Source organism: Pseudomonas sp. Tav-5-1A (genome assembly GCF_055755055.1).
The window spans coordinates 2,854,225-2,873,981 of sequence record NZ_CM146901.1 but is presented as its reverse complement, the minus strand read 5'-3'; the positions used below and the strand labels follow the sequence as shown (position 1 = coordinate 2,873,981).

The following is a 19,757-nucleotide window of genomic DNA, read 5'->3' as shown; positions in this document are numbered from 1 at the left end:
CGCCTACAGCGTGAGCACGAAGCCGGCACCGCCGGGCACGAAGCCGCAACGCTGCAGCACCGCCCGCGAACCCAGGTTGCTGTCGTACACCTGGGCCACCAGTCGCGTCAGCTGCCAGCGCCCACGGGCCTCGTCGATCAGCCGGCGCAGCGCCAGGGTCGCCAGGCCCTGGCCGCAGGCGTGCTCGGCGATGCGGTAGCCGACTTCAGCGCTGCGGGCTACTGGGTCAATGTCCTTGAGGTTGGCGCGGCCGACGATGGCCTGCTTGGCGTCGACGATCACCAGCGGGTGCCAGGTGCCCTGGGCGAAGCCGGTGAGGTATCGATCAATGTGCGCAGCCACGCCTTCCAGGCAATAAAAGCCCGGATCGCGCGGGTCGATATGCGCCTCGAACCAGCCACGGTTCGCGGTTTCGAAAGCCAGCAAGGCAGGTGCGTCGGTGCGTTCAAGCGGGCGAATGTCCAGGGGTTGCATCCGTGCGTCTCCAAACAAACCAAAATTGCGTAGCCGCTGCCGTAGGCTGCGCTGGCCCGCGTCGACACCGTAGATATCAAGCGTACTCAGGGGCCAGCGCAGCCTGGCGGCAGCGGCTACGGGCGGTGTCACTGCAAATCAATGCTGTTGATACGCTCGATCTCTTCGCTGCTCACGCCCAGGCCGCTGAGGACGAAATGCACCATGCTTTCCACCGCCGTGGCCGGGCGTGCGCCTTCCAGGATCTGCCGCAGTAGGTAGAGCATGCCGCCCACCACACAGTCCACGGTGGCGTCGATTTCCTTGACGTTGAACACCCCGGCGCGCTTGCCGGTTTCCAGGTCGCGGGCCAGGCGGGTGCCCATGGTCACGACCATGTCGTTGATGCTGTACACCGAATGAATCATGAACCAGCCCCACACCGGGTCGGTGAGGCCGCGGTGGATGGTGCGGCGCATGTTCACCCCCACCACTTCGGCAATGCCGGCGTCCGGCAAGGTGGCGGCGTCCAGCAGGTCGGCCATCAGCAGGGCGTCTTCCTGGAACACCGCCCGGGCCACGTCTTCCTTGCTGCTGAAATAGTTGTAGAAGGAGCCGAACGACAGCCCGGCCTCTTCGGTGATGTCATTGATGGCAGTGGCATCGATGCCCTTGCTGCCCATGACCGTACGCGCCGCGCGCAGCAGCTTGCCGCGCGTGCGCTCACGGGCCTTGTGATTGATTTTCGGCTGGGGTGCGCCGTGCTGATCGCCCTTGGCAGGCATAACCTTCCCTTAGTGCAGACGTGACCGTGACGGGCCACAGGATACTCGACTCTGCGCGGCAAGACGATTATCCCCGCCAAGGGCGTTGCCCTAGAACTGCGTGCCCAGCCCCAACAACACCTGCGAATAATGCGCGCCCAGGTTGCTGCCGGTGCTCGGCCCGGTGCCACGCACCGTCTGCGGCAGACTCCCAGCCCAGGGACAGCGCCGTGGAGGCCGTGGCCTGCCAGCTGAAGCCGCTGCTCAGGGAATTGTCGAGGATGCCCGGCGAGAAGTAATTGGCCGCCGTGTGGTCCGAGTCCACCGCCCGCGACGCCTGCTTGAAGCCGGCGCGCAGGGTCAGCGCCGGCATCGCCTGCCACGAAGCGCCCACCCGGTAGACGTTCTGGCTGCGCAGCCCGGCGCCCTGGGGGTCGTCGAGAAAGCCGACGTGGCTCCACTCGATGCGCAGGTAGTCGGCGGCCAGGGTCAGCGTCGGCGTGACATGCAACGCCACCCCTACCCCGTACTGCTCGGGCAGGTCCAGGTGGCCACCGGCGCCGGCCAGCAGGTCGTCCTTGTAGCCGTCGGCCTTGCCGAAGCGCATCTTCGGTGACCACGACGCGCCCACGCTGACCGCGCTGTTGAGGTTCCACAACGCCCCGACGCGCGCGCCATAGCCCATGTTGGTCGACACCCCGTGGCTGGGCAGCAGGCCCAGGCTGCCGTCCGCCTGCGGCGCGACCATGCCGCGCGCCTGCAGGTGCTGCACGCCGATCAGCGCCGAGACGCCCAGGCTCAGGTCCGGGGTGACCTTGTAGGCCAGGGTCGGGGCGAAGTTGAGAAACGCCACTTTGGTCTTCGCGGCCGGGAAACCCTGCCCCGGCACGGCGGCATGGTCGTAGTCCACCCCCGAGCCCACCGAGTACATAGACAACCCCAGGCTCATGCGCTCGCTGGCCATCCAGTTGATGCCGCCACTGGGAATGGGCGCGGCCACCTTGAAGTCGTCGCGGTTGTTCTCGTTGCCAAAGCTTGAACGAAAGTGCGCCAGGAACAGCTGCATCCCGGCATCGGTGCGGTTGCCGAGCACGGCCATGCCCGCCGGGTTGTCGCTGGCGATCATGCTCGACTGGGGAAACGCCAGCGAGGCGCCGCCCATCTGCGCCGACTCGATGCTGGCGGAGGTGGGGATGTTGAAGTTCATGCCGTGGGCGCTGGCACTGGCCAGCAGCGCGCCGGCCACGCACGCGGCGGTGCTTGTCTTGTGAGTCATGTGTTTACCCGCACTGATTTTATTGTTATTGGATAACGCGTTGGTAAAACGCCCCTGCCGGGGTTAGAAGGCCACGCTGTCGCGCCCTTTCAGGCCCATGATCTGCCGCGCCTCGTCGGGCGTGGCCACCTCGAAGCCCAGGGCCTCGACCACCTGGCGAATGGCGCGCACCTGCTGGGCGTTGCTCTCGGCCAGCTGGCCCTTGCCCAGCCACAGGTTGTCTTCCAGGCCCACGCGCACATGGCCGCCCTGCAACAGCGCCTGGGTAGCGATGCGCGATTGCTGCGCGCCGGCGCCCAGCACCGACCAGTTGTAGGCGTCGCCGAACAGGCGGTCGGCGGTGCGCTTCATGTGGGTGATGTCCTCGGGGTGGTTGCCGATGCCGCCACGGATGCCGAACACCGACTGGATGAACAGCGGGTCCTTGACCAGCCCGCGCTGGCGGAAGTGCGCGGCGGTGTACAGGTGGCCGATGTCGTAGCACTCGATCTCGAAGCGGGTGCGGTTGGCCGCGCAGGCGTCGAGGATGAAGGCGATGTCGCGGAAGGTGTTGCGGAAAATCCGCTCGTCGCTGTCGGCCAGGTACGGCCGCTCCCACGCGTGCTGGAAGCTCGAGTAGCGCTCCAGCAGCTCATAGGAGCCGAAGTTCATGGTGCCCATGTTCAGCGAGGCCACCTCGGGCTGGAACTGCAGCGCCGGCGCCAGGCGTTCCTCGATGCTCATGGTCGGCGCGCCGCCGGTGGTGAGGTTCAGCACCACGTCGGACGCGCGCTTGATCACCGGCAGAAACTGCGCGAACAGCGCCGGGTCCTGGCTGGGCATGCCGGTCTCGGGGTCGCGGGCGTGCAGGTGCACCACCGCGGCGCCGGCCTCGGCGGCCTCGATGGCCGAGCGGGCGATCTGCGCCGGGGTGATGGGCAGGTACGGCGACATCGACGGGGTATGGATGGAGCCGGTGATGGCGCAGGTGATGATGACTTTGCGGTTGCTGGCAGCCATGGGGAGTTCCTTTTTATTGTCGAGGGTGAAGGCCGGCAGGCGCTGCCGGCCCGCAGGTTCAGGACGCTTCGTTGACGATGGTGTTCTCGATGTGGCCGATGCCGTCGATGGCCACCCGCACTACGTCGCCGGCCTTGAGGAAGCGCGGCGGGTCCATGCCGATGCCGACGCCGGCCGGGGTGCCGGTGATGAGAATGTCGCCCGGCTCCAGGGTCATCACCTCGCTGAGGTAGGCGATCTGCCGGGCAATGCTGTAGTTCATCAGGCGGGTGTTGGAGTCCTGGCGCACTTCGCCGTTGACGCTGAGGCGGATGCCCAGGGCCTGGGGGTCGGGGATCTCGTCGGCGGTGACGATCCACGGGCCGATGGGGCCGTGGGTGTCGAACGACTTGCCCAGGGTCCAGGTCGGGCTCTTGGCCTGCCAGTCGCGGGCGCTGACGTCGTTGGCGACGAAGTAGCCGGCCACGTGGTCAAGCGCCTCGGCCTCGCTGATGCGCCGGCCGCCCTTGCCGATCACCACGCCCAGTTCGGCCTCGTAGTCCAGGCGCTCGCAGGCGATGGGGTCGTGCACCGGGTCGTAGGGGCCGGTGATGCAGCTGATCTGCTTGCTGAACCACACCTGCGACGGCGGAATCGCCACGCCCAGGCGCCGGGCTTCGGCTTCGTGGTCCTTGTAGTTCATGCCCAGGCAAAGGAATTTGCCTGGGCGCACAATCGGCGCCAGCAGGCGCACCTGGTCCAGGGCCAGGCTGTTGCTGGCGCTGGGCTGGACGTCGGCTGCGGCGGCCAGGGTGGCTGGCGCCAACAGCGCGGCCACGTCCAGCAGCGCGTGGGGGGTGGCCAGGGCGGTGAGGTCGACGACGCGGTCGCCTTCGACCTTGCCCACGCAGGTTTTACCGGCGTGGCTGTAGTGTGCAAGTTTCATCGTGGTTGCTCCAGTAAAAAGGGTTCAGGCGAGGAAATCCGGGGCCAGCGGCGGCGCCCATTGCGCCAGCGCATCGGGGTTGAGGGGGGTGTGGGTGGTGGGCGTGTGGTCGTTGACCAGGTCGCCGTCGGTCCAGTGCTCGACCTTGTTGCCGAACGGGTCGCGCCAGTAGTCGAACACCTGGCTGCCGTGCACGTGGCGGCCGATGCCCCAGGAGTGGGTGTAGGCCTTGGCCTGCAGGTGGTGGCTGCCACACGCCAGGTCGTCCCAGTCCAGCACCTCGAAGGCGCTGTGGTCGAAGGCCGGCGTTGCATTGCCCAGCCCCAGCAGCGCCAGGGTGTGGTGGTCGGTGTACTGCTCACCCAGGCCGCAGTGCAGGAACGCCGCCACGGTCTGCTCCGGGCGTTCGCCGTGGTAGCTGTCGGAGACGCGGAAGCCCAGCACGTCCTGGTAGAACGCCAGCATCGCCGGAAAATCCACGGTCTTGAGCACCACGTGGCCCAGGCGCATCACCTGCGAGGCCTGGCCGGCCACGCGGTTGGTGCGCCCTACCCGGCGGCGCTCGCCGGCGTTGTTGAGCTGCAGCGGGCGGCGCACCGGTGCCGGCGGCACCGTCTCGCCGCCGAACAGCAGGTCGATCTGGAAGCCGTCGGGGTCACGCAGGTGCACCACGGAGCCGGCGCCCAGTTCATGGTTGAAGCTGACTTCGGTGCCCTGCTGCGCGGCTACTGCGTGCAGGTCGGCGAGGCTCTGCACCACGAACCCTGCGCCCAGGGCCTGGGCCGGGCCTTTGCTGGCCAGGTACGCCGGGTAGCCGCCGGCATGGCTGGCCATCACCAGCGCCGAGGCGCTCTGCTGGTGCACCCGCAGGCCGAAGTCTTCGAGGAAGCGCGCCTGGGTGATGAGGTCCGGCACCTGGTAGCGCACGTAGGCAATATCGCGAACGGCAATCATCTTGTGCTCCTTGTTCTTGTAAATTCGCGGGCAAAGGGGGGCCGCACGGTGCCCGCGGGACCGTGTGGGTAAGCCGTGTTCAGAGGCTGCCGGCGGTCAGCCGACGTCGAACCAGCAGGTGGCCGGGTCCAGTGCGTGCAGCTGTTTGTAGGCGCCGGAGAAGAACAGCAACGGGCGCCCGTCCGACTCGGCCAGGCCCAGCACGTCGGCGGTGTAGATCAGGTGGTCGCCGCCCACGTGCACGGCGTTGGCGCGCACCGCCAGCTGCACCAACGCGCCGTCCAGCACCGGCACCTGCTGCACCGGCACGAAGGCCGGCGCGTGGCCTGGCTGCGGGCGGCCGCCGAAGTGGCTGCTCAGCGTTTCATGTTCTTCGCGCAGGAAGCTGATGCCGAACGGGTCGCCCACTGCCACGCTGCTGGCGAAGCGCGACGGGTTGCGCACTGCGATCAGCACCATGGGCGGGTCCACCGACAGCGACATGAACGCGTTGGCGGTCATGCCGGCAGTGCTGCCCTCGTGCTCGAAGGTAACCACCGTGACGCCGGTGGCGAATTTGCCCATGACCCGCCGAAAGGCGCGGGCGTCGATTTGCTCAACCTGCATGTGCCTGTCTCCTGAGATGAATGACGCCGGGTTCAGATGAACGGAGTGCCGGGCGTCAGCCCACAGAGGATGCGGCCGTAGGTCTCGAAGTTGGTGTTGGGGCTGACCACGCCGTGCAGCGAGGCGATGCGCGCGTCCTGCCAGATGCGGGTCATGGGGTTGTTGACCGACGCCAGCGAGCCACCGGAGGCCGAGGCCAGCAGGTCCACCGCTTCCCAGATCAGCTTTTCGGCGTAGCCGACGTCGCGGCGGATGCGCGCGCGTTCCTGGAAGTCCATGTACTGGCCGGAGGCGGCGCTGATGTCCATGGTTGCGGCGTGGCGTTCGAGCACCGCCCGCGCCGCGTCGATCTTCGCCGACGCCTCGCCCACCTGCAGGTGGGTGATGGGCGCCTCGGACTGCTTGGCGTACCAGGAGTACTGGATGCCCCGGCGCGGCAGGGTTTCCAGGAAGGTTTCCAGCGCCGCCACGCCCAGCCCCAGGGCGGGGAACGCGAGGATGATGGCCAGCATCGGCATGCACGCGGTGCGGAACAGCGGCTCGTCGGCCAGGTGACTGGAGGCGTAGTCGCCCTCGATGGCGCGGCTCATGGACGTCACGCGCGCGTCGGGCACGAACAGGTTAGTGACCTTGACGCTGGAACTGCCGCTGCCGCAGATGCCGATCACGTTCCAGTCGTTGAGGATTTCCAGCTCATGGGCCGGGATCATCGCCGCGCCCTGGTCCAGCACCTTGCCGGCAGCGTCGACGATGGGCATGCCGAGGAAGTCCCAGGTGGCGTGATAGACGCCGGAGTTGAAGCCCCACAGGCCTTCTTCAATCACGTAGCCGCCCTCGACCTTGCGCACCACCGCCTTGCGCGGCGACAGCACACCGGTGACCCGCGCCGGCTTGTCGCCGCGGAAGATGGCGTCGCCGGTTTGCTGGTTGAACAGCGCCGCCGCAGCCCAGGTGGTGACGTTGGTCAGGGCGACGACCCAGGCCACCGAAGCGTCGGCGCGGCCCAGTTCGGCCACCACGTCGAGGAAGGTGCGCACGCTGACCGGGTCGCCGCCGTACAGGCGCGGCGTGGTCATGCTCAGCAGGCCGCCGGCTTCCAGGTCGGCAATGGTTTCAGCGGGCAAGCGGCCCAGGCGCACGGTCTCGGCGACGCGGGCCTTGAGGGTGGGAATCAGCCCGCGGGCGTAGTCGCGCAGCACAGTGCTGCGGTCCTGGCCAGTGGCGGCGTGCGGGCGTGCAGCGGGATCAATCGCGTTCATGGTGTCGTCCTGTTTGTCATTGTTGTTGTCCGCTCGTACCCAGTGGAAGGGGCCGGGTCGAGCACTATTGATATAGTCATCATTTTTGATAGAGTCATCAATAGTTTTTTTGAGCGATTTTTCAAACCGCTCTGCCACGGGCTTCACCCCTAACAATCACAAGAGGTTTTACCCGCCATGCCTGCCTACACCGCCCCGCTGAAAGACCTGCGTTTCGTGCTGCACGATGTATTCGAAGGCCCCGCGCTGTGGGCACGCCTGCCTGGCCTGGCCGAGACGGTGGACGCCGACACCGCCGACGCGGTGCTTGAGGAGGCGGCGAAGATCAGCGCCGGCATCCTCGCCCCGCTCAACCGCAGCGGCGACGAAGAAGGCGCGCGCTGGGAGGACGGCCAGGTGCGTACCCCGGCCGGCTTCCAGCAGGCCTATGCCACTTACAGTGGCGGCGGCTGGGTAGGCCTGAGCGGCAACCCGGCCTGGGGCGGGATGGGTATGCCGAAGATGCTGGCGGTGCAGTTCGAGGAGATGCTGTACGCCGCCAACTCCAGCCTGGCGCTGTACTCGGTGCTCAGCGCCGGCGCCTGCCTGGCCATCGACGTGCACGCCAGCGAGGCGCTCAAGGCCACCTACCTGCCGGCTATGTACGAGGGGCGCTGGGCCGGGTCCATGTGCCTGACCGAGGCCCATGCCGGCACCGACCTGGGGTTGATCCGCACCCGTGCCGTGCCGGCCGGTGACGACGCTTATGCCATCAGCGGCAGCAAGATTTTCATCACCGGTGGCGAACAGGACCTCACCGAGAACATCATCCACCTGGTGCTGGCCCGCCTGCCCGACGCGCCGGCCGGGCCCAAGGGCATTTCCCTGTTCCTGGTGCCCAAGCGGCTGGTCAATGCCGATGGCAGCCTGGGCCCGGCCAACGCCGTGGGTTGTGGTTCCATCGAGCACAAGATGGGCATCAAGGCCTCGTCCACCTGCGTGATGAACTTCGACGGCGCCACCGGTTGGCTGGTGGGCGAAGCGCACAAGGGCCTGGCGGCGATGTTCACAATGATGAACTACGAGCGCCTGTCCATCGGCCTGCAGGGCATCGGCTGTGCCGAGGCTTCCTGGCAGAACGCCGTGGCCTACGCCCGCGACCGCCTGCAAGGCCGTGCGGCCGCCGGTGCCCAGGCGCCGCACAAGGCCGCCGACCCGATCATCGTCCACGGTGACGTGCGGCGCATGCTGCTGACCATGAAGGCCATGACCGAAGGCGGCCGCGCGTTCGCCTGCTACGTGGGCCAGCAGCTGGACCTGGCCAAGCACGCCCCCGACGCCGCCGAGCGCGAGCGCGCCCAGGCGCTGGTGGCGCTGCTGACGCCGGTGGCCAAGGCCTTCTTCACCGACACTGGGCTTGAGAGCTGCATCCACGGTCAGCAGGTGTTCGGTGGCCACGGCTACATTCGCGAATGGGGCCAGGAACAGTTGGTGCGCGACGTGCGCATCGCGCAGATCTACGAAGGCACCAACGGCATCCAGGCCCTGGACCTGCTCGGGCGCAAGGTGCTCGCCAACGGTGGCGAGGCGTTGCGAATGTTCACCGATGAAATTCGCGCGTACGCAGCCCTGCCCGGCTGCCCGCATGGCAAGGCTTTGCTGGGTGCGCTGCAGCGGTTGGAGGAAGTGGGGAGTTGGCTGCTGGACCAGGCGGCGCTGGATGCGAATGCCGTCAGCAGCGCCTGCGTGGACTATCTGCACCTGTTCGGCTACGTGGCCTATGCCTACATGTGGGCGCGGATGGCAAGGGTGGCGACGCTCAAGCGCGCGGAAGACGAGGCCTTCCACGGCGCCAAGCTGGCCACCGCCGGGTTTTATTTTGCCAAGTTGCTGCCGCGCGTCCTCAGCCTGGAGGCCGCGATACGCGCGGGCAGCGACGCGCTTTACCAGATCCAGGCGGAAGATTTCTGAGCCTCCGGGCCCAGCCTGCGGTAGCTTGGTAAAGGGGCGCGCGCGCGCCGATCGCGTCGCCTGCATCGCGGCCAAGGCCGGCTCCTACCACGTACGGCGTAGGAGCCGGCCTTGGCCGCGATGCAGACGACGCCATTTCAAGACAGTTGCTGCTACGCGAAATCCTGCACACATCGCACCTGTAGCAGCGGCTGAAGGCCGCGTCCTGGAGCAACGCAAAACCGCCGCGGGACGCAGCCTTCGGCAGCTGCTACGCGAATGCGGATACCCCATGGACCGCGTCGCCTGCATCGCGGCCAAGGCCGGCTCCTACCGCGTACGGCGTAGGAGCCGACTTTAGTCGCGATGCAGACGACGCCATTTCAAGACAGTGGCTGCTACGCGAAATCCTGCGCCCACCGCACCTGTAGCAGCGGCCGCAGGCCGCGTCCGGGGGCAACACAGGATCGCCGCCGGACGCAGCCTTCGGCAGCTGCTACGTCGCAATTGCCGTGGTGGTCTCCGTAGCCGCTGCCGCAGGCTGCGCAGGCCCCTCTCCACACTGAAAATCTTCAGTGCACCCAGGGGCCAGCGCAGCCTGGCGGCAGCGGCTACGCGAAATCCTGCGCACATCGCACCTGTAGCAGCGGCTGAAGGCCGCGTCCTGGAGCAACGCAGAACCGCCGCCGGACGCGGCCTTTGGCCGCTGCTACGACGTCGCAATTGCCGTGGTGGTTTCTGTAGCCGCTGCCGCAGGCTGCGCAGGCCCTTCTCCACGCTGAAAATCTTCAGTGCACCCAGGGGCCAGCGCAGCCTGGCGGCAGCGGCTACGCGAAATGCTGCGCCCACCGCACCTGTAGCAGCGGCTGAAGGCCGCGTCCTGGAGCAACGCAGAACCGCCGCCGGACGCGGCCTTTGGCCGCTGCTACGACGTCGCAATTGCCGTGGTGGTTTCTGTAGCCGCTGCCGCAGGCTGCGCGGGCCCTTCTCTACGCTAAAAATCTTCAGTGCACTCAGGGGCCAGCGCAGCCTGGCGGCAGCGGCTACGCGAAATGCTGCGCGCACCGCACGGCGCCACGCAGGATCGGCTTACTGCCCGCCGCCCAGGGCCTTGTACAGCGACACGCTGTTGTTCAGCCGCGCCAGCTGGCTTTGCACCAGGGTCTGTTGCGAGGCGAACAGGTTGCGTTGCGCGTCCAGGCTGTTCAGGTAGGTGTCCACGCCTTCCTGGTAACGTCGGTCGGCCAGCTGGTAGCTGCGCATGTTCGCCGTCACCAGCAGGCTGTCGGCGTTCACCTGGTCGTTCAACGTGCCTTGGGCCACCAGCCCGTCCGCCACTTCGCGGAAGGCTACCTGGATGGCCTTCTGGTAGTTGGCCACTTCGATGGACTTCTGCACCTTGGCCGCGTCCAGGTTGGCGCGGTTGCGGCCAGCGTTGAAAATCGGCAGGTTGATGCTCGGCGCAAAGCTCCAGGCGCCCTGCCCGCCTGCGAACAGGTGGCCCAGGTCGCTGCTGGCCGAGCCCGCCGAGGCGGTCAGGCTGATGCTGGGGAAGAACGCTGCGCGCGCCGCGCCGATGTCGGCGTTGGCCGCCTTCAGGGCGTGCTCGGCACCCTGGATGTCCGGGCGCAGGGTCAGCAGGTCCGAGGGCAGGCCCACCGGCAGGTTGTCCTCCATGCCAGCCGGCAGGCCTTGCACCGCCTGGAACACCTCGGGCGCCAGCGGCTTGCCCACCAGCAGCACCAGGGCGTTCTTGTCCTGTTCCACCTGGCGGGTGTACTGCGCCTGGCTCGACTGCGCCGTGTGCACGGTGCTCTCGGCCTGGCTCAGGTCCAGCTCGGTAGACACCTGGTTGTCGTAGCTGCTTTTCACCAGACCATAGCTGGCCTGCTGGCTGGCTAGGGTCTGGCGGGCAATGGCCAGCAGCTGCTGGTCAGCCTGCAGCTGGTACCAGGCGCTTGCCACTTCCGCCACCAGCGCGATGTGCGCGCTGCGCTGCGCTTCCACGCCCTGCAGGTAGGTTTCCAGCGCCTCCTCATTGACGCTGCGCACCCGCCCGAAGAAGTCCAGCTCATAGGCGGTGAAGCCAATGCCAGCGCTGTTGACGTGGGTGACCTGGGTGCGCCCGGTGGTGCTCAGGTCCGCCGGCGTGCGCTGGCTGTCACCCGCCACCGTGGCGCCGATGGTGGGCAACAGGTCGGCGCGCTGGATGCGATACAGCGCCTGGGCCTTCTCGACGTTCAAGGCCGCCACGCGCAGGTCACGGTTGTTCTCCAGCGCCTGGCCAATCAGCTCCTTGAGGCGCGCGTCCTTGAAGAACACAGGCCAGCTGGCCAGCGTACCCCCGGCCACTGTTGGTGCAGGGGTGTCCCACTGCGGCGGCACCGGCGCCTCGGGCCGCTGGTACACCGGGATCAGCGAACAGCCGCCCAGCGCCATGGCCGCCACCAGCGCGGCCAGTTTCAAGCCTGTGTGTTTCATGCTTCTTCTCCCACCGCCGGCGCAGGTTGTTGCGCGGGTTTCTTGCTGAACAGGTTGCAGATCAACACAAAGAACATCGGCACGAAGAACACCGCCAGGAAGGTCGCGGTGACCATGCCACCGACCACGCCAGTGCCGATGGAGTGCTGGCTGCCGGAGCCGGCGCCGTTGGAGATGGCCAGTGGTAGTACCCCGAGCATGAACGCCAGCGAGGTCATGATGATCGGCCGCAGGCGCAGCCGGGCCGCTTCCACCGCGGCTTCCAGCAACGGCTTGCCGTGTTCTTCATGCAGGGCCTTGGCGAACTCGATGATGAGGATGGCGTTCTTCGCCGACAGCCCCACCGTGGTCAGCAAGCCGACCTGGAAGAACACGTCGTTGGACAGGCCGCGCGCCAGGGTGGCGATGACCGCACCGATGACACCCAGTGGCACCACCATGATCACCGCCACCGGCACCGACCAGCTTTCATACAGCGCGGCCAGGCACAGGAACACGATCAGCAGCGAAATGGCGTACAAGGCCGGCGCCTGGGAGCCCGCCGAACGCTCCTCATAGGAAATGCCGGTGAACTGGATCCCGATGCCCGAAGGCAGCTGCGCAAGGATCTTCTCCGCCTCGGCCATGGCCTCGCCGGTGCTGTGGCCAGGCGCCGGTTCACCCTGGATCTCCACCGCCGGAATGCCGTTGTAGCGCTCAAGCTTCGGTGAGCCGTAGGTCCAGTAGCCCGAAGCGAACGCCGAGAACTTGACCATCTCGCCCTTGTTGTTGCGCACGTACCACTTGTCGAAGTCCTGGGGCGAAATGCGCGAGTCGACCTGGCCCTGCACGTACACCTTCTTCACGCGCCCGCGGTCGACGAAGTCGTTGACGTAGGACGAGCCCCAGGCCGTGGTCATAGTCTCGTTGATATCGGCGATGCTCACCTGCAGCGCCCGCGCCTTCTCGTCGTCGATCACCACCTTGTACTGCGGTTCGTCGTTCAGGCCGTTAGGGCGCACGTTCATCAGCAGCGGGTTCTGCGCCGCCAGTTGCAGGAACTTGTTGCGCGCTTCCATCAGCTGTTCATGGCCCATGCCAGTGTTGTCCTGCAGGTACAGGTCAAAGCCCTTGGCGTTGCCCAGCTCGAGAATGGCCGGCGGCACGATGGCCACCACGGTGCCGTCCTTGATGGCCGAGCCCATTTTTTGCAGGCGCGCCGCCAGGTTGAAGATCGAGGTGTCCTTGCCCTCACGCTCTTCCCAGGGCTTGAGGCCGATGAACAGCATGCCCGAGTTCTGCCCACGCCCAGCGAAGTTGAAGCCGTTTACCGTGTAGGCCGATTCGACGATGGCGCTTTCGTCTTTCAACAGGTAGTCGCGTACCTGGTCCAGCACCACCTGGGTGCGCCCGGCGGCGGTATTGGGCGGCATCTGCACCTGGACCACCATGGTGCCCTGGTCTTCATCGGGCAGGAACGCCGTGGGGATTTTCGGGAACAGCAGCACCACGCCAGCGACGATCACCGCCCACACCAGCATGAACAGCCCCTTGCGCTTGGCAATGGCCGCCACCCCGCCCTTGTAGCGGTCGGCGCCACGGTCGAAGGTGCGGTTGAACCAGCCGAAGAAGCCCTTCTTGTCGTGATGGTCGTGGCTGACCGGCTTGAGCAGCGTGGCGCACAGGGCCGGGGTAAAGACCATGGCCACCAGCACCGACAGGGCCATGGCCGAGACGATGGTCACCGAGAACTGCCGGTAGATGATGCCCGTGGCACCGCCGAAGAAGGCCATGGGCACGAACACCGCGCTCAACACCATGGCGATGCCCACCAGCGCGCCCTGGATCTGGCCCATGGATTTTTGCGTGGCCTCCTTGGGCGACAGGTGATCCTCGACCATCACCCGTTCCACGTTTTCCACCACCACGATGGCGTCATCCACCAGCAGGCCGATGGCCAACACCATGCCGAACATGGTCAAGGTATTGATGGTGAAGCCGAACGCCGACAGCACGCCGAAGGTACCCAACAGTACCACCGGCACCGCCAGGGTGGGAATCAGCGTGGCGCGCAGGTTCTGCATGAACAGGTACATGACCAGGAACACCAGCACGATGCCTTCGAACAGGGTCTTGACCACCTCATGGATCGAGGCGCCCACCACCGGCGAGGTGTCGTAGGGGAACACCACCTTCAGGCCCTTGGGCATGTAGGGTTGCAGCCGGGCGACGGTGTCGCGCACGTTTTTCACGGTGTCCAGCAGGTTCGCGCCGGTGGCCAGGCGCAGGGCCAGGGCCGCCGCCGGCTTGCCGTTATAGGTGCCGGAGATGGAGAAGTTCTCCGCGCCCAGGCCAACCTCGGCGACATCTTTCACCCGCACCTGGGAGCCGTCTGGGTTGACCTTCAGCAGAATCTCGCGGAACTCCTCGGCAGTGGTCATGCGCGACTTGCCCAGGATGGTGGCGTTCAGTTGCACGCCCTTGCGGGTCGGCAGGCCGCCCAGGGAACCGGACGACACCTGGACGTTTTCCGACGACACCGCATCGATCACGTCCTGGGGCGTCAGCTGGTAGCTCACCAGCTTTTCCGGGTCGACCCAGATGCGCATGGCGTACTGCGCGCCCAGCATCAGGTAGTCGCCCACGCCCTTGGTGCGCAGCACCGGGTCTTTCATGTTCGACGCGATGTAGTTGCCGATGTCGAAGTCGTCCATCGAGCCATCTTCGGAGTACAGGCCCACGATCAACATGAAGTTGACCTGGTACTTGGCCACGCGCAGGCCCTGGCGCTGCACTTCTTCAGGCAGCAGCGGGGTCGCCAGTTGCAGCTTGTTCTGCACCTGCACCTGGGCGATGTCGGGGTTGGTGCCCTGGTCGAAGGTGACGGTGATGTTGGTGCTGCCGTCGCTGTTGCTCTCCGACGACATATAGCGCAGGCCGTCGAGGTTGTTCAGTTGCTGCTCGATGACCTGCACCACGGTGTCCTGCACGGTCTGCGCCGAGGCGCCCGGGTAGGTCACGGTGATGTTCACCGCCGGGGCGGCGATGTTGGGGTATTGGTTGATCGGCAGTTTGAGGATCGCCAGCCCCCCCGCCAGCATGATCACGATCGCGACCACCCAGGCGAAGATCGGCCGGTTGATGAAGAAATTAGCCATTTACGCGGTTACCTTGAAAGAAAGAGGACGCCGCCCTCACTGGGCGGCGCTGGCCAGGGGCGCCGCGACGTCGACGTTGTGCGCCGCCACCGCCGCCACGCTCATGCCCGGGCGGGCGCGTTGCACGCCTTCGGTGATCACCCGGTCACCGGCCGCCAGGCCCGATTCCACTAGCCACTGGTTGCCAATGGCGCGCAGGTGCTTGAGCTGGCGCAGCTGGGCCTTGCCGTCGGCGTCCACCACCAACGCCGTGGCCTCGCCCTTGAGGTCGCGGGTCACGCCCTGTTGCGGCACCAGGATGGCGTCCTCGCGCACGCCTTCGGCCAACGTGGCATGGACGAACATGCCCGGCAGCAGCATGCCCCTGGGGTTGGCGAACGCCGCGCGCAGTGTGACGGCGCCGGTGGTGGGGTCCACGGTCACTTCGGAGAACTTCAGCGCGCCGGCCTCGCTGTAGGCCGAGCCATCTTCAAGACGCAGTTGCACCTTGACCTGGTCGGGGCCAGCCATGGCCAGCTGCCCGGAATCCAGTTCGCGGCGCAGCTTGAGCATGTCGGTGGACGCCTGGGTGACGTCGACATAGATGGGGTCCAGCTGGTTGATCGAGGCCAGGGCATCGGCCTGGCCGTTGCTGACCAGCGCACCCTCGGTGACGGCGGAACGGCTGATACGGCCGTCGATGGGCGCCAGCACCTTGGTGTACTCCAGGTTGATGCGCGCGGTTTTCAGGTCGGCCTGGGCCTGGCGGTAGTTGGCGTTGGCGTCGTCGTACTGCTGGCGGCTGATGGCGCGGCTGTCCAGCAGGCGCTGGTAGCGCTGGGCCAGGTTGCGCGTGCTGTCGAGGTTGGCCTGGGCCTTGTCCACCGCGGCCTCGTATGTGGCCGGGTCGATCTGGTACAGCTGCTGGCCCTTCTTCACCGCCGCGCCTTCTTCGAACAGGCGCTTGACCACGATGCCGCTGACCTGCGGGCGTACTTCTGCCACGCGGTAGGCCGAGGTGCGGCCCGGCAGGTCACTGCTCAGCAGCACCTGCTGGCTCTTCAGGGTGACCACGCCGACTTCCGGCGGGCGCGTGTCGGCAGGCGGCTGGGCCTCCTTGCAGGCGCACAGCAGCAGGGCCGACAGCGGCAAGGCGCACCAACGGCTGCGGTTGGGACTGATCTTCATGTTCGTTCTCCAGGTTCCAGATGAAACGCACTCGCCCCGCCCGTCGGGCTGGAACCCGACAGGGGAAATTCAATGGGATGAGAATTTAACCACGATGCGATTCGATGTATCATAATGTGGTTATCGGCGACGACGCAACCTCAGGCCGCGGTGCAGGCCGGGACGACGAATCGGTACACTGCGCGTCTTCCTTGGCGGCTGGCAGGCAGCCGCGACACATTCCAGAGGGCAAGGCCAGGTGAAAGAGCAACACGACATCGACGACACGCGCGCAGGCGGCATTCAGGTGATCGCCCGGGCCAGCGCCATCATGCGCAGCCTGGGCGAGCACCCCAAAGGCCTGAGCCTGGCGGCCATCGCCCAGCAGGTCGGGCTGGCGCGCTCCACCGTGCAGCGCATCGTCGCGGCACTGGAAAGCGAGGCGCTGGTGGAGCCGGTGCGCCCGGGCACGGGTTTTCGCCTGGGGCCGGCGTTCGCGCAGATGGTCCACCAGACCCACGTGGACATCGTCACCATCGCCCACAAGGCGCTGGATGAGCTGAGCGACACCGTGCAGGAAAGCGTGACCCTGTCGTGCATGCGCCGGGGCCAGACCTCGGTGATCGACCGGGTGGTGGCCGAGCACCCACTGCGCGTGGTGTTCCCGGTGGGCCAGCCGATGCCCATGCACGCCACGGCCGACGGCAAGGTGCTGCTGTCGACCCTCACCGACCGCGAGGTCGCCGATTGCCTGGGCCAGGCGCTGCCACGCCTGACCCCGGCCACCCATGACCTGGCCACGCTGTTGGCGGAGATGACCGGCATTCGCCAGACCGGCGTCGCCTTCGACCACGAGGAGTTCGTCACCGGCATCAGCGCCTGTTCCATCCTGGTGCCCACGTTCGCCGGGCCCCACGCGGTGGCCATCGTCGCCCCCACTGCGCGCTTCACCGAGCGCGCCGACCTGTTCATCGAATCGCTTCACACCTGCAAGGCCAGCATCATGGCGCTGGCCGGCGGTGGTTGAAGCCCACTGTCAGCAAGGGTTTAACCAATGGATCTCATCAATGCGATGCAGGCCTTCGTCAAAGTCACCGAAACCGGCAGCTTCACCGCTGCCGCGCACAGCCTGGGCATTTCCACCGCCCAGGCGTCGCGCTCGGTCACCGAGCTTGAGAACATCCTCAAGGCGCGGCTGATGCAGCGCACCACTCGCTCGCGCTCGCTCACCGAAGTGGGCGCGCGCTACCTGGCGCGCTGCCGGGAAATTCTCGCGCTGATCGACGATGCCACCCTGGAAGCCGGCGAGGCCTGCCTCACGGCCAGCGGCTGCCTGCGCGTGCACGCGGTGACCGAGTTCGGCCTGGAATGCCTGATGCCACTGGTGCCCGACTACACCCGCCTGCACCCCCAGGTCACGCTGGACCTGACCCTGGAACGGCGGCCGGTGAACCTAGTGGAGGAGCAGTTCGACATGGCCATTGCCTTGTCCGAGCATTTGCCCGATTCCGAGATGGTCGGCCAGCCGCTGGGGCGCTTCTGCGGGGTGATCTGCGCCGCGCCGCAGTACCTGCAACGGCACGGCACGCCGCGCAGCCTCGACGACCTGGCGCACCACACCTGCCTGCGGCTGGCCCTGCCCTTGCGCGACGACACCTGGAGCCTGGTCGGGCCCAAGGGTGAGGAAAGCTTTACCCCGGGCGAGACGTTCCGGGTCAACCTGTCCGATGCATTGCTGTCGGGCGCCGTGGCCGGCATGGGCCTGTGCCTGCTGCCCAGCTTCATTGCCGCCAATGCGTTGAAGGCCGGCACCCTGCAACGGGTGCTGCCGACGTACAAGGCGCCTGACCGCAACGTGTATGCGCTGTATTCGTCGCGGCGTTTCGTCGATGCCAAGATCAAGTCATGGATCGATTACCTGCAGGCACGCATGCCCGGCCACCTGCACAACGACAACCGCGTCATGGACGACCCGCGCTACTGGGCCAGGGAACGGCTGCAAAGCGCCTGAAGCTACCCGTAGCCGCTGCCGAAGGCTGCGCTGGCCCTTACCCACACTGGGGATTTTCAGTGCATTCAAGGGCCAGCGCAGCCTGGCGGCAGCGGCTACGCTACCTGGTTTACCCTCAGGAGGTGGCCATGGCGCGCCCTTGCAAACCCGGTGTGCTGGCGTGGTTGTGGGTGGCAAGCCTCGGCGTGCAGGCGGCGCCGCTGCCGTTGGATGTGATCGGGCTGTATGTCACCGGCGCCACACCGGTAGTGGCTGGCAGCGGCTACCAGGCTGGCGACACGTTGGCGTTGCCCGGCGGCGCCACGGTCAGCGTCGCGAAGCTGACGGCCGGTACCGGCATCGCCGAGGTCAGCGTCACCCAACCGTTGCTGCACGACTGCCTGGGACCCGGGCCCGTAACGGCCTCCTCCACCCACGGCAGCGGCGCGCAGTTCACCCTGGCCGTGCTGCGCCCCACCGCCTACGGCACTCACCTGTTGAGCCGCTGCTACCAGGGCCCGGCCATCACCGCTGAAGGCAAGGCGCTGAAGTTCCTCGCCGACGGCACGTTGGCCCTAGGCACCCTTACCCGCATCACGACGTGGCACGACCAGGGCGGCGGCAACAACGACGCCACCCAGCCCGATACCACCCTGCGCCCCGTGCTCAGTGCCGAGCGCCGCCACGGCAACAGCCGCGCGGTGCTGTTCGACGCCCACGCGGGTGCGGGTGAATGGGACCCGGCCAACACCTACCTGAACCTGCCCGCCAGCGTGACCCTGGCGGCCAACCACTTCACCCTGGCGGTGATCGGCGCGGCCACCTCGGCGTTCGCGCCGGTCGGCTTCGTGACGGTGGGCGATATCGCCGACCGCAACGCCGGCCTGGAATTCGCCCACTACAGCACCCAGCCCACCGCCTGCGACGGCGCCGGCGACAACGCCTACGCCGCCGTGGTGCCTACCGAGACCCCGGCAGTCATCGTCTGCAGCGCCGACGCCCAGGGCAAGACCCTGGACATGCTCGGCACTTCCACAACCACCCCCGGCGGCAATGCCACGCCGCTGGCCGGTGGCAGCCTGGGCCTGAGCGGCGGTGACCGTTCGGGGCTGGTGAACATGTCGGCAGTAATCATCGTGCCCTGGCCGCTGGGCGCTGACACGCGTGTCGCGTTGAACACTTCGCTGGCACAGACCTTCGGCCTGCCGGCGCCCAACGGTGGGGTGATCGTGGTGCTGGGTGACAGCCATTCCGATGGCAGCGGCGCGCCGTTCCAGCAAGGCTGGCCGCAGCAGATGATTCGCCAGCTGGGCCGCGACGATATCCAGCTGGTCAATGCCGCGCGCTATGGCGGGCGGCTGGCCGACGCCGTGGGCCTGTGGGAGCAATATGCCCTGCCCAACCTTGCCGCGAGCCGCTCGCCGAACAAGGTCGTCATCCTGCAAGGCGGCTACAACGACCAGCAATCGGGGCAAAGCGCCGACGACATCCTCGCCACCTACCGCCGCGGCGCCGCCCTGGCGCACAAGGCCGGGGCCAAGGTGGTGTGCGTGGCCGACGTGATCCGCAGCGCCGAGCCACGCGCCAACAGCACCTTGATGGTGGTCAACGCCGCCCTCCGCGCGCCGCTGGACAGCTGCGACGCGGTGATCGACTGGGCCAGCGAGCCGGCGTTCAACCGGCCCGCTGGCCCCTACCCGCCGCCGCTGTTCGCCAGCGACCGCATTCACCTGACGGCCCAGGGGCAAGCGCTGCAGGCACGGATGGCGGCGGCGGTAATCGCCGGGTTATTGAAATGACTCGTCGCGCCAACACAATTGCGTAGCCGCTGCCGCCAG

General features: G+C 67.1%; 15 protein-coding genes. 4 read left to right on the top strand and 11 right to left on the bottom strand.

All coding sequences use genetic code 11. The features are described 5' to 3' along the window. Window positions 1-3 precede the first annotated feature (3 nt). From AC0J42_RS13155 to AC0J42_RS13120, 8 genes are all read right to left on the bottom strand, one after another. Window positions 4-474, bottom strand: coding sequence for a GNAT family N-acetyltransferase (locus tag AC0J42_RS13155; protein ID WP_473006479.1), 471 nt, complete (start codon window positions 472-474; stop codon window positions 4-6). Window positions 475-602: 128 nt separating this feature from the next. Next, the gene (locus AC0J42_RS13150) at window positions 603-1,238 is read right to left on the bottom strand and encodes a TetR/AcrR family transcriptional regulator (RefSeq protein WP_473006478.1); all 636 of its coding nucleotides are present in this window, start codon (window positions 1,236-1,238) and stop codon (window positions 603-605) included. 67 nt (window positions 1,239-1,305) lie between these two features. After that, window positions 1,306-2,493 (bottom strand): OmpP1/FadL family transporter, encoded by a 1,188-nt coding sequence (locus AC0J42_RS13145; RefSeq protein ID WP_473006477.1) that lies wholly within the window; start codon window positions 2,491-2,493, stop codon window positions 1,306-1,308. A gap of 63 nt (window positions 2,494-2,556) precedes the next feature. Beyond that, window positions 2,557-3,492, bottom strand: a complete 936-nt coding sequence (gene kce, locus AC0J42_RS13140; protein ID WP_473006476.1) for a 3,5-dioxohexanoate:acetyl-CoA acetone transferase — start codon at window positions 3,490-3,492, stop codon at window positions 2,557-2,559. Window positions 3,493-3,550: 58 nt separating this feature from the next. After that, window positions 3,551-4,417, bottom strand: a complete 867-nt coding sequence (locus AC0J42_RS13135) for a fumarylacetoacetate hydrolase family protein (RefSeq protein ID WP_473006475.1) — start codon at window positions 4,415-4,417, stop codon at window positions 3,551-3,553. Between the two features lie 24 nt (window positions 4,418-4,441). Further along, a complete protein-coding gene (locus tag AC0J42_RS13130; RefSeq protein ID WP_473006474.1) occupies window positions 4,442-5,371 on the bottom strand; it encodes a VOC family protein in 930 nt (309 codons plus the stop codon). Between the two features lie 96 nt (window positions 5,372-5,467). After that, window positions 5,468-5,977 (bottom strand): flavin reductase family protein, encoded by a 510-nt coding sequence (locus tag AC0J42_RS13125; RefSeq protein WP_473006473.1) that lies wholly within the window; start codon window positions 5,975-5,977, stop codon window positions 5,468-5,470. A gap of 32 nt (window positions 5,978-6,009) precedes the next feature. Next, a complete protein-coding gene (locus tag AC0J42_RS13120; protein WP_473006472.1) occupies window positions 6,010-7,236 on the bottom strand; it encodes an acyl-CoA dehydrogenase family protein in 1,227 nt (408 codons plus the stop codon). A 177-nt stretch (window positions 7,237-7,413) separates the two neighbouring features. Between AC0J42_RS13120 and AC0J42_RS13115 the strand changes: the two genes are divergently transcribed. Beyond that, the gene (locus AC0J42_RS13115; protein WP_473006471.1) at window positions 7,414-9,186 is read left to right on the top strand and encodes an acyl-CoA dehydrogenase C-terminal domain-containing protein; all 1,773 of its coding nucleotides are present in this window, start codon (window positions 7,414-7,416) and stop codon (window positions 9,184-9,186) included. Between the two features lie 1,068 nt (window positions 9,187-10,254). Here AC0J42_RS13115 and AC0J42_RS13110 read toward each other — a convergent pair. The 3 genes from AC0J42_RS13110 to AC0J42_RS13100 are packed head-to-tail and all read right to left on the bottom strand — an operon-like array spanning window position 10,255 to window position 15,950. Continuing rightward, window positions 10,255-11,646: an efflux transporter outer membrane subunit gene (locus AC0J42_RS13110; protein ID WP_473006470.1), complete on the bottom strand. Its 1,392-nt coding sequence runs from the start codon at window positions 11,644-11,646 to the stop codon at window positions 10,255-10,257. After that, entirely contained in the window at window positions 11,643-14,783 is a 3,141-nt protein-coding gene (locus AC0J42_RS13105) for an efflux RND transporter permease subunit (RefSeq protein WP_473006469.1), read from the bottom strand. Before AC0J42_RS13105 ends, AC0J42_RS13110 begins: the two co-directional genes overlap by 4 nt. 36 nt (window positions 14,784-14,819) lie before the next feature. Beyond that, the gene (locus AC0J42_RS13100) at window positions 14,820-15,950 is read right to left on the bottom strand and encodes an efflux RND transporter periplasmic adaptor subunit (protein WP_473006468.1); all 1,131 of its coding nucleotides are present in this window, start codon (window positions 15,948-15,950) and stop codon (window positions 14,820-14,822) included. A 238-nt stretch (window positions 15,951-16,188) separates the two neighbouring features. Here AC0J42_RS13100 and AC0J42_RS13095 point away from each other — a divergent pair, with 238 nt between their 5' ends. The 3 genes from AC0J42_RS13095 to AC0J42_RS13085 all read left to right on the top strand — a co-directional run bounded on the left by AC0J42_RS13095 (window position 16,189) and on the right by AC0J42_RS13085 (window position 19,718). After that, window positions 16,189-16,956: an IclR family transcriptional regulator gene (locus AC0J42_RS13095; protein ID WP_473006467.1), complete on the top strand. Its 768-nt coding sequence runs from the start codon at window positions 16,189-16,191 to the stop codon at window positions 16,954-16,956. Window positions 16,957-16,983: 27 nt separating this feature from the next. Next, entirely contained in the window at window positions 16,984-17,940 is a 957-nt protein-coding gene (locus AC0J42_RS13090; protein WP_473006466.1) for a LysR family transcriptional regulator, read from the top strand. Between the two features lie 128 nt (window positions 17,941-18,068). Continuing rightward, window positions 18,069-19,718, top strand: coding sequence for an SGNH/GDSL hydrolase family protein (locus tag AC0J42_RS13085; RefSeq protein ID WP_473006465.1), 1,650 nt, complete (start codon window positions 18,069-18,071; stop codon window positions 19,716-19,718). Window positions 19,719-19,757 lie beyond the last annotated feature (39 nt).

Excerpts from the sequence above, each read along its gene's own strand:
- AC0J42_RS13155 (WP_473006479.1), bottom strand. The coding sequence starts at position 474 with ATGCAACCCCTGGACATTCGCCCGCTTGAACGCACCGACGCACCTGCC.
- AC0J42_RS13150 (WP_473006478.1), bottom strand. The coding sequence starts at position 1,238 with ATGCCTGCCAAGGGCGATCAGCACGGCGCACCCCAGCCGAAAATCAAT.
- AC0J42_RS13145 (WP_473006477.1), bottom strand. The coding sequence starts at position 2,493 with ATGACTCACAAGACAAGCACCGCCGCGTGCGTGGCCGGCGCGCTGCTG.
- kce (WP_473006476.1), bottom strand. The coding sequence starts at position 3,492 with ATGGCTGCCAGCAACCGCAAAGTCATCATCACCTGCGCCATCACCGGC.
- AC0J42_RS13135 (WP_473006475.1), bottom strand. The coding sequence starts at position 4,417 with ATGAAACTTGCACACTACAGCCACGCCGGTAAAACCTGCGTGGGCAAG.
- AC0J42_RS13130 (WP_473006474.1), bottom strand. The coding sequence starts at position 5,371 with ATGATTGCCGTTCGCGATATTGCCTACGTGCGCTACCAGGTGCCGGAC.
- AC0J42_RS13125 (WP_473006473.1), bottom strand. The coding sequence starts at position 5,977 with ATGCAGGTTGAGCAAATCGACGCCCGCGCCTTTCGGCGGGTCATGGGC.
- AC0J42_RS13120 (WP_473006472.1), bottom strand. The coding sequence starts at position 7,236 with ATGAACGCGATTGATCCCGCTGCACGCCCGCACGCCGCCACTGGCCAG.
- AC0J42_RS13115 (WP_473006471.1), top strand. The coding sequence starts at position 7,414 with ATGCCTGCCTACACCGCCCCGCTGAAAGACCTGCGTTTCGTGCTGCAC.
- AC0J42_RS13110 (WP_473006470.1), bottom strand. The coding sequence starts at position 11,646 with ATGAAACACACAGGCTTGAAACTGGCCGCGCTGGTGGCGGCCATGGCG.
- AC0J42_RS13105 (WP_473006469.1), bottom strand. The coding sequence starts at position 14,783 with ATGGCTAATTTCTTCATCAACCGGCCGATCTTCGCCTGGGTGGTCGCG.
- AC0J42_RS13100 (WP_473006468.1), bottom strand. The coding sequence starts at position 15,950 with ATGAAGATCAGTCCCAACCGCAGCCGTTGGTGCGCCTTGCCGCTGTCG.
- AC0J42_RS13090 (WP_473006466.1), top strand. The coding sequence starts at position 16,984 with ATGGATCTCATCAATGCGATGCAGGCCTTCGTCAAAGTCACCGAAACC.
- AC0J42_RS13085 (WP_473006465.1), top strand. The coding sequence starts at position 18,069 with ATGGCGCGCCCTTGCAAACCCGGTGTGCTGGCGTGGTTGTGGGTGGCA.